Origin of the sequence: Moraxella sp. CTOTU46934, assembly GCF_031979465.1 — a bacterium.
Taxonomy (GTDB): Bacteria; Pseudomonadota; Gammaproteobacteria; order Pseudomonadales; family Moraxellaceae; genus Faucicola; species Faucicola tetraodonis.
The window spans coordinates 92,922-109,746 of record NZ_DALZEG010000003.1 but is presented as its reverse complement, the minus strand read 5'-3'; the positions used below and the strand labels follow the sequence as shown (position 1 = coordinate 109,746).

General features: G+C 43.5%; 10 protein-coding genes. 5 read left to right on the top strand and 5 right to left on the bottom strand.

Features of this window, described 5'->3' with window-relative positions; translation table 11 throughout:
* The first annotated feature begins 56 nt into the window (after positions 1 to 56).
* The 3 genes from RTN07_RS04210 (at position 57) to RTN07_RS04200 (ending at position 2,566) form a co-directional block, all read left to right on the top strand.
* Complete coding sequence (locus RTN07_RS04210) at positions 57 to 1,244, top strand: JmjC domain-containing protein (RefSeq protein WP_312175998.1); 1,188 nt, start codon at positions 57 to 59, stop codon at positions 1,242 to 1,244.
* A gap of 12 nt (positions 1,245 to 1,256) precedes the next feature.
* The gene (locus tag RTN07_RS04205) at positions 1,257 to 1,928 is read left to right on the top strand and encodes a hypothetical protein (RefSeq protein ID WP_312175995.1); all 672 of its coding nucleotides are present in this window, start codon (positions 1,257 to 1,259) and stop codon (positions 1,926 to 1,928) included.
* Positions 1,929 to 2,008: 80 nt separating this feature from the next.
* Positions 2,009 to 2,566, top strand: coding sequence for a hypoxanthine-guanine phosphoribosyltransferase (locus RTN07_RS04200; RefSeq protein ID WP_099808079.1), 558 nt, complete (start codon positions 2,009 to 2,011; stop codon positions 2,564 to 2,566).
* 102 nt (positions 2,567 to 2,668) lie between these two features.
* Here the strand turns inward: RTN07_RS04200 and recD are convergent, their stop codons facing one another.
* The 3 genes from recD to RTN07_RS04185 are packed head-to-tail and all read right to left on the bottom strand — an operon-like array spanning position 2,669 to position 13,744.
* Positions 2,669 to 4,633, bottom strand: a complete 1,965-nt coding sequence (gene recD / locus RTN07_RS04195) for an exodeoxyribonuclease V subunit alpha (RefSeq protein ID WP_312175991.1) — start codon at positions 4,631 to 4,633, stop codon at positions 2,669 to 2,671.
* 29 nt (positions 4,634 to 4,662) lie between these two features.
* Entirely contained in the window at positions 4,663 to 9,135 is a 4,473-nt protein-coding gene (locus tag RTN07_RS04190) for a UvrD-helicase domain-containing protein (RefSeq protein ID WP_312175989.1), read from the bottom strand.
* A gap of 25 nt (positions 9,136 to 9,160) precedes the next feature.
* Positions 9,161 to 13,744, bottom strand: coding sequence for an exodeoxyribonuclease V subunit gamma (locus tag RTN07_RS04185; protein ID WP_312175986.1), 4,584 nt, complete (start codon positions 13,742 to 13,744; stop codon positions 9,161 to 9,163).
* Positions 13,745 to 14,122: 378 nt separating this feature from the next.
* Between RTN07_RS04185 and RTN07_RS04180 the strand changes: the two genes are divergently transcribed.
* Positions 14,123 to 14,323: a hypothetical protein gene (locus tag RTN07_RS04180; protein WP_312175984.1), complete on the top strand. Its 201-nt coding sequence runs from the start codon at positions 14,123 to 14,125 to the stop codon at positions 14,321 to 14,323.
* Between the two features lie 24 nt (positions 14,324 to 14,347).
* On the opposite strand, the gene RTN07_RS04175 is transcribed toward RTN07_RS04180, so the two are convergent.
* Positions 14,348 to 15,019 (bottom strand): YoaK family protein, encoded by a 672-nt coding sequence (locus RTN07_RS04175; RefSeq protein WP_312175982.1) that lies wholly within the window; start codon positions 15,017 to 15,019, stop codon positions 14,348 to 14,350.
* A 171-nt stretch (positions 15,020 to 15,190) separates the two neighbouring features.
* Positions 15,191 to 15,994: an enoyl-ACP reductase FabI gene (locus tag RTN07_RS04170; protein ID WP_312175980.1), complete on the bottom strand. Its 804-nt coding sequence runs from the start codon at positions 15,992 to 15,994 to the stop codon at positions 15,191 to 15,193.
* 189 nt (positions 15,995 to 16,183) lie between these two features.
* On the opposite strand from RTN07_RS04170, the gene folE reads away from it, so the two are divergent.
* Positions 16,184 to 16,762, top strand: a complete 579-nt coding sequence (gene folE, locus RTN07_RS04165) for a GTP cyclohydrolase I FolE (protein WP_007115330.1) — start codon at positions 16,184 to 16,186, stop codon at positions 16,760 to 16,762.
* Positions 16,763 to 16,825: the final 63 nt, after the last annotated feature.

Genomic DNA, 16,825 nt, shown 5'->3' with positions numbered 1-16,825 from the left:
TTGGTATACTGCCTTTGCTATAATGCGCGTTACATATCCCCACTGAACGAAAAAATATGACCCAGCACTTTTGTTTGCCTAGCGATATCAGCCCCGAACAATTTTTGAGCGATTACTGGCAAAAAAAACCACTGCTAATCAAACAGGGCTTGCCGCAATTGGTTGGTATGTTTGAGCCAGACGATATCATCGGGCTTGCCCAAGATGAAGACGCCACTGCCCGACTTATCAGCGAAAATAACCAGCAATGGTCACTTAAAACCAGCCCTTTTACCGCCAAAGACTTTCAAAAACTGCCAAAACATTGGACGGTGCTGGTGCAAAATATGGAACAATGGTCGCCAGCGCTTGGCAACCTATGGCATGCGTTTGATTTTATTCCACAGTGGCAACGTGATGACATCATGGTGTCGTATGCGCCATCAGGTGGCAGCGTTGGCAAGCATTATGACAATTACGATGTATTTTTGGCGCAAGGTTATGGCAAACGCCATTGGCAATTGGGCAAGTATTGCGACCAAACAACCCAATTTGAAGCAGGTCAACCGATTCGTTTGATGAATGAGATGGGTGAGCTGATATTTGATGAGGTGCTTGAGCCAGGCGATGTGCTGTATGTACCGACCAATCTATCCCACTACGGGGTGGCTGTTGAGGATTGTTTAACTTTTTCGTTTGGATTTAGGCGACCTACCCCATTACAGCTGCTCGATAGTTTGGCAGATGTGGCTACCCATTTTGATGATTTAGCCATTCCCCTCAAAATCAACCAACCTCCCGCAGTTGCAGGCGAGCTGTCAATAGCCAGCATTGAAGATATCAAAGCGCAGCTGATTGCGCTGCTAAACTCTGAACTTGGCGATGAAATAATCACTCAAGCGATTAGCGAAACGGTAAGCAAACGTCAATATGAGCTGATGCTCCCTGACGCGTATGCCGATATTGATGAGATACAAAGCGCCTTGGCAGCGGGTGCAGTCATCATGCAAGATATGTCTAGCCGTATTATCTTTACCCAAACCCAAGCGGATTCAAAAACTCAAGCAAAAATTTATGTCAATGGCTGTGCTATTGACGCGGACGATATACCCGCTAACGCGCAATCACTCCTCATTCGGCTTGCCAATGGTGAATCCGTCGATGAGCAAATTTTGCAAGCAGATAATGTCGAAACTGATATAATTTGTGATTGGATAGAAAATGGCTGGGTAGTGATTGATTACCCTGAAGAAATCATTGGATAACGAAAAAATATTATGAGCTATTATTTTGGGTTTACCCCTTCCGTAGAATTGAGCGCTACCATTGATAAGGCGTATGAGCTGATTGCTAGCAAAAGTAGCGAACGTTATGACGTTTATCGCGATAAAATCACCCAGTTGACCAGTAAAGAGCTGATGGATGCGCTACTGCTTAAATTAATCGAATCGCTACCCGATGATTCAGAACGAAAAGCGCATTTGATTAAAACCGCAGAAACCATTGAAGCGACTAGCGACAAACTGATTAACACACTATTAAGCCCTACAAAAAATGAAGATGTGTTACCTAGCTTTGATTTTTTTGACCAAAAAGTGTTAAAAAATACCCAATCGGGTGAACGTCGTATCTCAGTGCCGCTCACTGACGAGCTGGCAAAGAGTTTACTGACTACCATACAAAACGTCCAAGCAGGTAACGGGCTTGAAGAGCAGCAAAATTTAATTCGGTTATTTAGCGAGCTGACCAAAGCCTGTTTGCAGCATTTTTTGGTCGACTTTACCAAAACGCTCAATTTAAATATGCTCAAACGCGCGGCGATTCCAGTGACCGATGGCATCATCGTCAAAGTAATTGATATCGCGCTACGCCGTTTAATCCCCCAAATGCCACAAGAATCGCTTGAGCGTTTTACCAAACATTACCAAGCGTTAATATTTAACGATTAGTTATTGCTAACCGTTATTATTCAATTAGCTAAGACTGCGTTACAATAGCCCACTTATTTTTTTAAATTAATAGGTCCACCATGAATCAACTTAGCAATCAGCAAATCGAAGAAGCGCTACGCAATTCTGAATGTCTTATCAGTAGCTTTGAAGTGAGTAGTGCTTATGAGCGTTTGGCAGCCAGTGTCAACCTGCACTATGCAGGTCAAAATCCCATTGTGATGGTGGTGATGAATGGCGGGTTGATTCCAGCAGGTCAACTGCTTACCCAGTTTACCTTCTACCATCGTATGTACTATCTCCATGCTACCCGCTATCGCAACAACCAAGGCACCAATGAACTTGAATGGAAATTCAAACCTGATATTGATTTGGCGGGTGAAGATATTTTATTGATTGATGATATTTTTGATGAAGGCATTACCCTAAAAGCGGTGGTGGACGAGCTGGCAAAAGAAAATCCAAAATCTATCCGCACCTGTGTGCTACTCAATAAACTCCATGACCGAAAAGTGCAAGAGTTTAAAGTCGATTTTGTGGGTCTCGATGTGGCAGATCGCTATGTATATGGCTGCGGTATGGACTATCACGGGTATCTACGCCATATGCCAGGAATTTATGCGTTAAAAAATGTGTAAAACTGCTTGTCATAAATAAAAAGGTATCGTTGGATACCTTTTTTTATGGCGTATTTTTTTAGAATATATCTTTTTATGATGTCTCTTTCTATGACCTATCTTTTATGGCGTGTTGTTGAGATGATCAAATTGTAATTGCAAACCAGTTTGTCGCACGGCTTTTTGTGTCACAGCTAACTCAAAATTCTCTTTAGCGCTATATATGGATAAAGCGGATTTACTGCGCGTCACCGCTGTATAAATCAGCGCTTGGCTTAGTAGCCTTGTATGCGCTTTATCAATACAAATGGCGACCGTATGAAACTCTGAGCCTTGTGACTTATGAATGGTCATCGCATAGGCATAGTCGCAACTTTCACGGCTTAACCGCTGAATAGGTATCACTTTTTCTGCAAAACACGCGTATAGCTGCCCTTGATACAACAGACAAATCGCAATATCGCCATTAAATAACCCCAACTGATAGTCATTGTTTTGGATGATAATCGGTAAACCGTGATAAAAGTAAGCTTTGGTTCGAGTGATTTTGGAAAATTCGGTAAAAGCTAGGCTCATCTTTTGGTTGATTGATTGGGTGCCCAATTGTCCTTGATGACCTGCACACAGAATGCGATACCTATCAAATACCTCAAATAACCTTTTTCGATTATTCGCTTCAAAAATATTAACGGGCTGGCTGTACCATTGCTGCATAAGCGCAAAAAATGGATGGTAAGGTTTCGCTAATTGGCTGAAAACAGCAGGCAAACTCGAAGACGCATCAATTGGGTAAAAAGGAATATTGGCTGTTTGCTGTGTTTCACTAGCCAACTCTGGTGGGTTATCACTTTGAGATGGCTTAAGTGATTGTAAATCAATGGGTTGCAATAATTGATGGATGAGCTTTACTTTTTTAGCGGCAGGCAAATTTTGCTGAATAGCGAGAGCAAACTGACCGACAACTGAATTTGAATCAAAGCGTTTTGACTCGGTCAATTCCGTAATATAAGGCTGCAAACGCGTTACCGCGCACAAATCTGATAGAACCGACCCCGCGTCTACCGCAGCCAGCTGGTTTGCATCACCCAACAAAATCAGCCGACCCGTGGGTTTGATAGCATCAACCAACTGACTGGCAAGCTCAAGCCCTAGCATGGACGCTTCATCGACGATAATCAAATCATCGGGTAATGGATTTTTGGCATGATAGCGTGGTACGCCATCACTACCAATACCCAACAGCCGATGTAATGTTTTTGCATTGTCCAAAGTGATTTCTTCATCTTGCAAGCTTTTTTGCAAGCTTATACGTAATGACTCTTGCATGCGCTGCGCCGCTTTCCCTGTCGGTGCAGTCAAGGTGATAGATAAAGGTGGTAAGTTAGGGTCCTGTTTTCTTTTATGCTCGTGCCCCTTTTGCAGAGTGGTTACCAGCTTCGCCACAGTAAAAGTTTTGCCTGTACCAGGGCCACCGATAATGATACTCAATGCGTGTTGGCTTGATTTTTCTATGGCGAGCTGCTGCATCGTATTGGGTTTGGGCGCCAAACCGTTATCGACTTCTCTTGATGAAGATATACCATTAAACGCCGCCACTTTTCTATGGGCGATTTTCATCAACTGCTTGGCTAACGATTGTTCTGCATACCATTGCCGATGTAGCCAAACAATGTAGCTAACTTGCGTTTCAACAACTTCATCAACTGCTTGGGCGAGCTTTTGAAGAATGATAGGCGCATTGGTATCATGGTTGCGTAATTCATCATCCGCCCCTATTACGCTTGCCCAGTTATCGTCCGTCAACTCTGCAATGAGTGGTTTTTCATCTTCATTGTTGACCGTCATTTCATATACAGTATGACCTTCTGATAGTTGGTTATTGAGCTCATCAAAAATTTGTAGGATTTTCGGTTTTTCTTTTGTTTTTTGGTCGTTATTTTCATTTTCTTTGCTTAGGCTATTTTTATTGATCTCTGTATTGATTAGCTGTGATTTTTGCTGCTTGCGGTATTGAATAAAACTGGCTAATTGGGTTAATTTAGCAGTTTCTTCAATTGTAGCGGTTGGCTCAGTCGTGTTTGTTTTCATAATAAATTCTTTATGCGTGATGGTTAATTTTAATTGCCATTGGGATAGCCGAACATATCATCGAGTGCCAAGATAAAGGCACTATCAAACTGTTTTATTAGTTTCCCACAGGTATCATGCTCGGGTGACATACCGCGTAAAAAAGCATACTCGACCGCACCCAAATGGGTATTAATGTCATAATTGGGTAGTCGCAGCTTGAGATAGCGATGCAGCGCCACTTGGTAGATGCTTGCTTGCAGCCAATAACTATGCGTGGTCATCGCGTCATATAATGCCGCTGGGTTATAATTGTCGAAATCACTGCCAAGATAATTGCTTTTATAATCGACGATAAAAAACTGTGTGCCGTGCTGATACACCAAGTCAATCTCCCCTTTAAGATACTGCCAAACCATGGTGTTGACTTCTTGGCTCTGCAATTGCAGTGGGATATCAAATTGATGAAACAACGCGTTTAAGTCGCTAAATGACAAATGCTGGTTTAAGCGTAAATTAAACCCTAATTCAGCAACTTTTTGGTTGTATTTGATATTTACCAGCGGCACTGTTGAAGCGGCTAACGGCGTATGGATGATGTCATCTAGCCAATCCACCAACGCGATATAATCAGGCTGCAAAGCATCAATGTTGATATCATGCCAGTTGCCATACTGCCCTGCACTACTGGCTTTTGTAGAAAAATAATTGCTCGGCATTTGGTAGCGTCTTAATGTGCGATCCACCATGACTGACCAGCGTTTTAACTTGTCTGCTCTGGCATCTTGCTGTGGCACCGCCAACTCAGGGGTTTCATTGTAGTTATTGGCGATGTCTTCTAAGATACTATGTAAAAAAGTCCCTGGGTTTGTGCCTTTTTCAAAGTTAAATCTAATTGAGTTGACCTCGTTACTTGGCTCCCCCGATAGCCTGTTATTGGCGATAGTCAATACGTTAGTTTGCGCCGCTGACAAAATATCATCATCTTGCCTGTCTTCGGCATTGACCACTGTGTCAACGCTGGCATGGTCAATATAACGAGACAATGCGGTAAAACTGGTATTCGCCCATCCCTTAAAGGTATCGATGGTGATGACTTTGATGATTTCATCGTAATCAATCTTAGCGACCGTAGCGTTTTGCTCATTTGTTTTGGCTGTGAATTTTAGTTTTGAGTCATAGTATTTGCTTAGGCTATTTGAATCTATGGTATGGGTTGTTTCAGTCAAGCTTTCTTTGACAGCAAATTTTGCCAAATCGTCCATAAAAGGCGCCAAAGCAGAATTTTTCACTGCAGATTTTTTGGCGACAGTCACAAGATACACTTGTTCTTTTGCACGGGTAAGGGCAACGTACAATAATCGCAATCGTTCCTCGTAGGCAGATTGGTCTTCAATGGCGACATAATTGATTGAATTGATTGGATTGTTATCGGCTATTTGGCTGGGCAACGCGGTTAATCGGCGGCTTAATAGCGGGTTATCATTGTTTTGAGTTAATTTTTGAGTGAATTGGGGCGTTACTTGATGGGTGGCTTGTATACCATACAGATATAACGGCGCACCATAAAACTTGGCTTTACTCTCCCCTGTAAATCCAACCACAAACACTATAGGAAACTCCAAGCCTTTAGACGCGTGAACCGTCATCAGTTGCACCCCTTCATCAGATGGCAAGCGCTGCTGCGTTGACCAATCTTCTTTAGGCTGCTGTTGCACTTGGGCACAGAACCACTCAAACAGTTGATGCTCACCTACCTGTCCATTGAACTGGTCGCTGATAATATCTAACAACTGGCGCAAATCGATGAGCAATCGCTCGCCATTTGGATGTTTGGCGAGGCGCTGCCAAAAATTGAGTGTGATTTGGTTGGGTAAAGTAAGGGGTTGATTGAGCAGCCACTGTATAGCGACCAAAAAACTGTGTTTTTGCCACAACTCGCTGGCGGTCAATACCAACTGCTGAATCTCAGCCAAACTGGTGTGTATTGATGCTTGATGAGGATGAGCTTGTCCTTGCGCCTCTTGGGTGTTAGTTTGATTAAGCGCATCATATAACTGGTTGATTTGTTCAAGGGTCAGCTGAAAAAAACTAGACAACATCAAGGATTTTAATTTTGATTCGCTAAATGGCGTTAATAGCACGCTTTGCAAAGTCATAAAATCAACACTCATACTGTCGCCAAAGACACTTTGACTACCACCTCTGACCGTCGCAATCCCATGATGATGTAAGCGTTTCTCGATGGTATGAAGTTCACTGTTTTTGACTGCCAACACACAAATATCACTCAGCGTCAAGCCACGAGTTTGGTAGCTTAATGGCTTGCCATCATCAAATAAATCAAAAATTTGCGCGGCAATCGCATCGGCATAATCCACCGTTCTTTCATCACTTGATAAAGTGTTTTCATTAGTATCACTTGATATGCCGTCACTCTCGGCTACTGCCACCACTTGCTGACTATAGGGCGCTTTATATTCGATAGTAATATGATTGAACGCAGGTAAACTGGCCGCTTCATTGTCTAGCGCATTGCCGATAACTAGCTCAGCGGTTTGGCGCGTCGCAGAGATTTTGCGATAATAAATTTCACGCCCCATAAAATACGGCTGTTGGCTGATATTGGGCAGCTGATCGGCTTCGTTTGGATCAATATCTTGCTCGCCAACGCCATACCAGTGATTGAGGCTATCAATCAGCGCGGCTGATGAACGATGGTTTTGGTTGAGTGACTTGGGCTGTTCCGGAAATAATTTTTTTAGCGTGGTATAGTTTTGTACGTCCCCGCCGCGAAATCCATAGATTGCCTGTTTAGGATCCCCTACCAACAGCAAAAACTGCGAAGGAGTGTGATATCTTTTAGCATTTGATTTTTCTGCTTTATCTGCTGTATCTGACTCAAAGTCTTGTAAATAAACCCTTTGAATCAGTAACGCTTGTTCGGTGTTGATATCCTGCGATTCATCAATTAAGGCGATGGGATACTGATGGCGAATATAACGCGCTAACGACTGACCTTTTTTGCCGGATAACGCATCGTTTAAGCGCGCCAATTGTAAGGCAAAGGTAGTTAGCCGCTGTGATTCAAGGCGTTTTGGTAGGTGGGTACGCACATAACGGCTGATAAACTGGATAAAGTAAAAATTTACTTGTTTAAAGTAGTCTTGCAAGGCTTGCGTTTGTTGGATAAGCTGCCAAATGTTGTCCACGATATCAAAGGATTTGAATGTAGCGCTTTGCTGTTCTTTTTTGCTATTAAAGCCTTTATCGTTGGCGTATAAATCTTCAATGCCATCTAGTACCTTAGCTATATTGCCAACTTTGTACATAGCAAAAACATTGGTAATGTCACCCGTGCTGAGTAAATTTTGCAGATTTTTAATTTCATTAAAGTGTTTATGAAGTTTATTGCCAGCACTAAACCCTTGCGCTTTACGAAAGTCACTATCAAAATATGCCTCAAACCCACTATCATTATCATCTGCAATCGACTGTATCAGCGCCTTGATAGCAGTAGTATCAAACGTTGTCAATGTTACCGTATCGATATCAGCGGTATAAAAATTCAGCGCGCGATTGACCGCCTCATAGTAATCATCAACCGGTAAAAACACGTTATTGTCAAACATCATCGGGTACAATTCAGGCATATTGGCATTGACCTGCGCCATAAATGCCCTAAGTTGGTCGTGAATCATACCCTTGATGATGCCACTGACATCATTACTGATTTGTACCTCTGCAGAAAACCCCGTTTCGCTACTGTATTCTCTTAGCCACTTTTGACACAAACTATCAAGGGTACTAACAAATAGGCGATCAAGCTGGTTGAGTGCCAATGTGGCGCGCTGCAGTGCTATACGAAAATTGACGGTGTTTTTGGCAGGTTTATGGGTGCTGTTTTCACTATCCTCGGCGGTTGGCTTTGAGGTGCTTAGGCTTTCTTTCGGACTTGCTGCAGCGGTTATATCTGCCGGCAAACCAAAGATTTGTTTGGCGACCCACTCGATTAAGTGTTTATTGATAGGGTCTTGGTACTTACCCAGTAAATTTTTTTGTGCCGCAAGCGCTTGTACCTGCGCAATAAAATGTGCATATTTTTGCACGGCGATAGCTTTGTTGCTATCCAACTCACTGTCATTTAACGGTGTAAATGTAGAATGATTAATCATTTGCAGCAATTGATAAAAATCTTGCAAACGCTCACGAATCCGCTGGCGCATTTCGGCAGCGGCACTTCGCGTAAAGGTCGTGGCGATAATTTTTTCACACGGCTGCCCCGCTTGCACGATTAGTCGCAACATCACGCCCGTCAGCGTCCATGTTTTGCCTGTGCCTGCTGACGCTTCAATCAAATGACGCCCGGTCAATGGCAAAGTGACTGCAGGAGGTAGTAAAGACTCAGCGTCTTCTTTAATGCGTGCTTCGTCGATGTTTGTTTGAGTGTTTGTTTCGATGTTTGCCTCGATATTTGTTTCGGTGCTTGCGTTAATGTTTGGGGAATGAATATCGTGTTTCATAAGATTTCTTTGATAAAAATGCGTGTCATGCTTCAATGAGTTGGTGCAATTCTTTGACCATAGATAACATAGGCTCATAAATCAGCGCGCCCAACGTCTGTGCAAACCCAATAACCACCGATGGTTTATAATCGCCGATTAAATGCTGCCAAATCGGGTAGTCAAACTGGTTCACATCCACAAAATTAAAATTACTGTCTTTTAACCAATCACCTAGATGCTGGCTGGCTGGTGCCTCTGGCTGCTTTTGTTGTTTTTGTAAAAATGACAGGCAAAAAGCGGGCGGTACAATAGTTACAACGCTATCAATGAGTTGATACACCATCACAATATCCTGCAAATAACCACAGGCTTGCTCACAAGGGATGGCAGGTAGATACACGGTTTTTTTATTGCTAAACTGCCACAGTGAAAAGCCATCATTCAGCTGTGCTTGTTGAGCCGTGGTGCGGCGAAGCACTTGCCAACATAAATGATGCAACCAAAATTGCAACAGGTATTTTTCTTTGCCAGAGGTTGGCAAGTAATTTAACCAATAGCTGGGATTGTCAGCTGCGGCAACCTTATCTTCAATTGATTGATACGGTTTATATAATGGCAAGTTGGCAGTGATGACCCAGCTTTCTTTACTGTCCATCAGTCCTGCTTGTTTATCCAGCGCCAAGGCACTGATGGCGATTCGCTGCTCTTCACAGGGGGTTAACGCCGTTGCCACCCATTGGATGACTTCATCGGTGTTTTGTATATCTAACGCCCCAAATTTTTCTGAATAAAAATTTCCTAACAACTTTGCCTCAGTAGCATCAAGCTGTTGACTGATGGTTTTTAAGTGATGAACAAAATCCTGTAAATCTTTTTTGAGTTGTTGCTGATTTTGCTGCAACGATTGGTAACGGTTCACCCCGGCTGGTAATAACTCATTAATAGCAACGTTGATTGATTGTTGAGCGTTTACTGCCAGTTTCATCTCATTTTTATGAATATTATGGTTATTATCGCCCTTATCGGACAAGGCTTGGGCAAAAAAAGCATCTAACAAAGATTTACGCAACAACCAACCATCTAACGCATCCAAGGTTAACGATTCAAACTCGTTATCATTGTCATTTCTATCATTGCCACCACTATCGTTGTCACCTTGGACAGAAATAGCAATGTTTTGTGCTTTGACAAAGGCTTTGGCAGGATCGGCTAGGTTGCCAACGATTTTGCTTAAATTGACATAATGCTGCTGCGACTGTTCAGGCATGTCGGACAGCTGCTGTTTTAGTTGTTGCCACTGCGATAGCCAGTCAGTTAGTTGCTTTGTATCCCAGACTTGCACGATTGGCTGAGTGGACGTAGCGTCTTTATCTTGCAGCGCTGTATAAAGATTGTGCCAAATTTTGGCAGGTGGGTACAGGGCGGTTTTTGACAGCTTGATTTGCTGGTCTAAGCTGGCTGTGGTTTGTTGTAAATCAGCGGATACCCTATCGTCATTAATTTGCTCGGGACTTTGAATGCTTTTACCTTTATGCTCGCTTTTTTGCTCGTTTTTTTGCTCAGCTTGCGCCAATTCAAAATAACTTTTATCAAATGGCAAGGCGGCATGATGGGTGACCAAATACGCTTTTACCCATTGTTCAAAGTTGGTTGACTGGGGATTTGGGGGATTTTGAGAATTGTTGCTTAGGCTATTTTGGTCGTTATTGGGGTCAATGATTACGTCATCACTCGCCATTCGGTTTTGCAAAAAGTCGAGTAATTCCTGTACGGGACTGGCAGGTAAATGCTCGTGGGTATCTGTGGTACTTTTACCATTATAAAATATCCAGCACGCTTGCTTGGCGCACAGCAACGCGTCCAAAAACGCGCCTAAATCGTCATCTTCACGAAATCTGTCACCGCGAATGGGCAATCCTGCCTGCATCAAGTTATAACGGTTTTGCTGCTCTTGCTTTGGAAACTCAGATAAATTTAAATTGAGCATCACCACTAATTTATACGGCAGGCTACGCACTGAACCGATACGGGCAAAAGTAATCACGCCAGACGGCTCGGCACTCACTTGCTGATTGATAATCGATTGGGCGATGTTTTCAAGTACAAAAGTGAGTTTAAGTGGCAAATTCTCGGTGTCAATTTGTTGCACGGACTCGGTAGGTGGGTTGGAGTTTTTTGCGGTTTTGCTTGTTACCGTAGCGAGGTATTTGCTATTGGCTTCGATATTTTCTTTTAGGTCATTTTGTGCGGCAAAAATCGCGCGCCACGCATTGGTTTGATTAAATAGGCTAAATTTTTGTTGAATGAGCTTTTCTATTTGGCTTAGCCAGTCAGGCAAGGTTTTAACGTCAGTACCTAGGTGACGATTGTCATCCAACGTTTGATAAATATCACACAGCACAGCGACGATGTCGGCATCTGCCATGGTCAAGTTTGTCAGTGGTACAAACTTCTCTACCACGCCAAAGCTATTGGTATACTCGCCAAAACTGACCACCGTGGCTTTGGGCATCATCACGCCAGCGACCAAGCGCTCAAGCGCATAAGCAAAGGTGTATCGATAGTCATCATCGGCGGCACTTAAGGTTTGCTGCAAATGCAGCTCGTCAAACCCGCGAATAAATCCTGCCTGAGTCAGCAAATCACAAGCACGGGTCATCTGCTCCAAATTAAGCCCAAAGCTTTCATATAGCGGCGCTAGCATCAACCAATCAAATACTTCGCTACGCTGAAACCGAGCGCCCGCACGATTGAGCAGCGTGTAGTACCCTGTAATCGCTTGCCAAAGCAGGTTGATATCTTTTGCCACCACGCCTGTCACTTTGGCGGGCAACTGATAGCCATCACCGCCCACATGTTTGGGGAACGTGGCTTCGATGATGTTTTGGTGCGTTTCGATATCGGGCAATAATACCAAAATATCTGATAACGCCCGTCTATCCCAAGGATCGGTGGGAATCTGCGCTGGCGTGGCTTGCATGTCGCTATAATTTAGCCACCCGATAATCATACTGCGTAGCACTTCAAGCTGGCGCACCATGCTATGACAGACATGAATGGCGATACTGGTATCAAGTGATTTGGGTCGCCATTTTTCCACGTTTTCAAGTTGCTTATTGGATTCTTGCTTGAGTTTGTCTTTAATGGCTTTGTATAGACCAAGCGTGGATTCAATATCTTTCAGCCCATTACTTTGAATATTGGCAAGCTGCTGCTGCAAAAGCTGGGTTTGCTGCGCGAGGTTTTGGCGGCTATCTTCATTCGCTGCTTTTGCTGCCTTTGCTGCTTTTGTTTCATCGCCTTTCACCAGTTTAAGCATGTCATTGATTTTGGCGGTCGTCGCGACTTCTTCTAGCATCAAGATGTCATGTTGGATAAATTCGAGTAACGTATTGGGCGGTGTGTTATCAAAATCATCTTGCCATAGCACATGCTCATATTCATTACCCGATAAGCTTGCGAGCATGGCAAACACTTCACGCGATTGTTTGCCAAACCGTGACAACAAGGTATGACCATAATCTTTTAGATACCAAGCGTCATGCTTGCTGGCATCGTCTTCCATTTGCATCTGCATGAGCCAGTTTTTATCGACGATATCTGCCCAAAATTGCTCTGACGGGTTAAAGTGTAAAATCGTGACGTCGGTTAATACCCCTAAGCGTTGTAAGTCCAGTAACTCTGTCGGCGGTAACTGCTGCAAAGTAAATAAAAACACGTGTTTTGGTAACTTGCTACGACTGATGTTGCGGATACGGGTCTCTGAATGGTTTAATGCCTGCCAAAACTGCTGATGCAACTGCTCGCGAAACTGGTAGTCATCATCAAACAGCTGTCGCCATAAAAATCGCTGCGCGGCTTCTAACTGTTCGTAGTGTTCAACAAGCCAGTCTGGTGTGTCAATGGCGTTGGACGCATCCCGCCCGTTTAAGCGGTTATGCAGCGCATCTTTTTTGGCAATCATGTCACTCACCGCCACAGGCTTGTCTTGCCCCCAATTACTGAGCCACTGCGGGCGATAAGTCATGTAGCGATTGAGCATATTTGCCATATCACTGGCTAGCTGCCAGATGCGTTGATCTTGGGTTTGTAATTCAGCAGATTGGCTAATCACGTCATTAGACAGTAGCGATTGGTTATTCGCCCAGCTCAAACTGTCAATGGTGGTTGGTGTATCAAATGCAAAACCAGTCGCATTTGCGCTATCTGCTTCTTTATCTTCAACCAACGGCGATAAAAATGGATAAAGCGGATGTTGCGGCTGCTCCACAATGGCTTGTCGATAGTGGGTTAAATAGCCAAATATTTGCCACTGCATGACGTTTTTGGATAGCATTGCCACTTCTGGCACGTCTAATATATCGTCGTCCTCCGAGATGCGCGCATACGTTCTTAACACCCGCTGCATCAGTCCCAAAAAATAGCGACCCCAAAATTCGGTGGTTACCAAGGTGCTGATGCCTGCCTTATCTGCGACTTGTTTTTTTAACCACTCCCCCATGACTTTAGATGGCACAATCACCTGAAATGGCTCAAAAATTGAGCTTTGATAACTGGGATTTTTGTAGGCCTTTAACAAATGGTCAAATAGCTTATCGACTTTATTGCTTTGTATAATCGTTAGCATGCAGTAAATACTCAAGAATTTTTATAGATAGTAAGTGAGTCGCCCAAAAAATTATACAGCAAAAAAGATACACCACCCTCACCGCTCAATGAAAAAAACGCCCGAATTACCACAGTCGCGACAGCCAGTGTCGCTAGCATTTTGTCAATCCCCCTAACTTACTTAACAGTTATACAATCCAAAGCATGCAATACACCGCAACAAAGTGATAAACTTATCCCTACGTCACTCATGAGTATATTTTTGGTTACGTTTCATCTTTAGGTGTTGTAAGCCATTTGGTTTACTTATAATATAAAGCTTATTAGGTCTAACGTATAAAAGAAAACACATATAAAAGAAAACAACTGTATAAGAGAAAACAATAAGGAGACGACCGTGACTGACAATACTAACGCTAACCCTACCGACAAATCTCAATTAGACAACGCCCAATCTGATGTTGCCAATGAAGCGATGGAAGGCATCAATCGTACCGACATCAACCAAGATAATGCGAGTACTTCTACCTCTAAGGGTTCTGATGAATCGCTACTTGATATGTTACATGAGGCGAAAAAATTCGAAGATGAAGAATAAGATACAATCAAACGGTTAAGGTCGCTACTTAGCCGTTTTTTTACGGGTTAATAAATATGTTTGATAAGCCAACGCTGACGATAACACAATCACAATGGGTAACATCAGCGTCATGTATTTGTAGTGGATATAGCCCAAAGCACCTAATACCCCGCCCCCGCAAAAGCTATACCATATCATCGCTTGAAACACGAACATTTTCTTATCAATCGGTCTGCCAGCCAGCCAATTACCCAAGGCTGAGCCCATATCTGAGGTCAATCCTGTCAAATGGGTGGTGCGAATCACGGCACCGCTATAGGTCGCGACCATCGAATTTTGCAAGCCGCAAGCCATGGCGGCAAACACCTGCCCCCAAAATGACTGGTAGCTAAATAAAATCAAACTGATGATTAATAAACTTGCTTCAATTAACAAAGCGTTGCCATAGCGCTTACCTTCTTTTAATGCCGTACTACCCACCACAAAGCCACTGATAACTGCCCCAGATAAAAACGATAACAGCACGATACAAACCATTGCCATCTGCTGGTAATGCTGTTTGGCCAATGCTGTAGCAAATAGCGTCACATTGCCCGTTACATGCGAAGCAGATAAGTGCGTGAAGCCGACTAATGCGGTGCTATTGATACAGCCTGCATTAAACGCCAGCACGCAGCCACCCCATAAAATCCACTTGGGTAATTTATTAATCATTATATACCGCCATTTATCAGTCTTTAGCTGATTTGCCCAACATGTTAAGCCTGACAAAAAATGGTAAGCTTAACCAGACGGCTTTGCAATCCCCATCCAAACATCAATCAAAAAAAGCAAGCAAAAAAAGAGCAACCATAGTCGCTCTCTTATCCACTACTCGCCTAAAAATTAGTCTTCTACCTGCATCATCACTTGTTCAGAGAGTGCCACGGTATTAAACCCAGCATCGACAAATAAAATCTCGCCGGTGATACCAGACGCCCAAGGCGATAACAAGAACATCGCGGCATTGCCGACTTCTTCAATATTGACATTGCGCTGTAGCGGTGAAATTTTGGCGTTGGTGTCGAGCATTTTACGAAATGATTTGATACCGCTTGCCGCCAAGGTACGAATTGGACCTGCAGAAATCCCATTGACACGGATACCATCGCTACCCATTGAGCTGGCAAGGTAGCGAATGCTCGCTTCCAGACTGGCCTTGGCTAGACCCATGACATTGTAGTTTGGCAACACATGGATACTGCCTTCATACGTCAAGGTTAACAGCGAGCCTTGGCGTTTTGCCAGTAACTCACGGCTGGCTTTAGCAAGCGCCACAAAACTGTAGCTACTAATATCATGGGCAATAGCAAAGCCCTCACGGGTGGTCACTTGAGTAAAATCACCATCTAGCTGATCGGCAGGGGCAAAACCAATGGCATGTACGACCCCATCAATGCCCTCTGGCCAGTGTGCAGCAACTTGGGCAAAACACGCTTCGATTTCGCTATCTAACGCCACATCACACGCCAATACCTTCTCTGCACCAAAAGTTTCGGCTGCCATATCCACGCGTTTTTTCATTTTTTCATTCGGATAGGTCAAAATTAAACTCGCGCCTTCACGATGTAACGCTTCTGCGATACCCCAAGCAATCGATAATTTACTGGCGATACCGGTAACAACGAAACGCTTCCCTGTTAATAGCATGGTTTTTCCTTATTTTTCAGTGAACGAATATGCACTATAATAGCTCAAAATTAGGGATTAATTCTAGCAAAAAACCCAAACAAAGCAAATTTAGTGATTTTCATAGCGTTTGTGACAAAAATCACTTTACAAATAGTGGTAAAGCGTTAAGCTATGCCTATTTTTTTAAACTTAAATGTTATCATGACTATGCCTGCAAATTTTGACGAGATTATCCAACAAAACAGTGATGCCTACCGCACCCTCATTGCATCAACAGGGGAAGACTTAACACGTGAGGGACTGCTTAATACCCCTGAACGTGCCGCTAAAGCCTTTAGTTTTTTGACCCAAGGCTACCATCAAGATTTGGTCGAAATTACCAACAACGCGATTTTTCCAACTGACAATAATGAATTGGTCATGGTAAAAAATATCGAGTTTTATTCGATGTGTGAGCATCACATGTTGCCTTTTTATGGCGTGGCCCATGTGGCGTATCTGCCCGATGGCAAAGTGATTGGACTGTCAAAGATGGCACGCATCGTGGATATGTACGCCCGACGTTTGCAAATTCAAGAAAACCTAACCCGCCAAATCGCGCAAGCGGTGATGGATATGACAGGGGCAAAAGGCGCAGCGGTGGTGATGGATGCCGCGCATATGTGCATGATGATGCGTGGGGTGATGAAACAAAAATCCGATACCCGCAGTATGTCACTCCTGGGAGAATTCAAACACAATACCGAGGCAAGACAAGCGCTGTTAATGGCGATCCCAAGCGCCTAGTGTCTAAATAATACCTAAATAACTAGTCAAATAAGCCCCAGTAACATTACTGGGGCTTTTGTA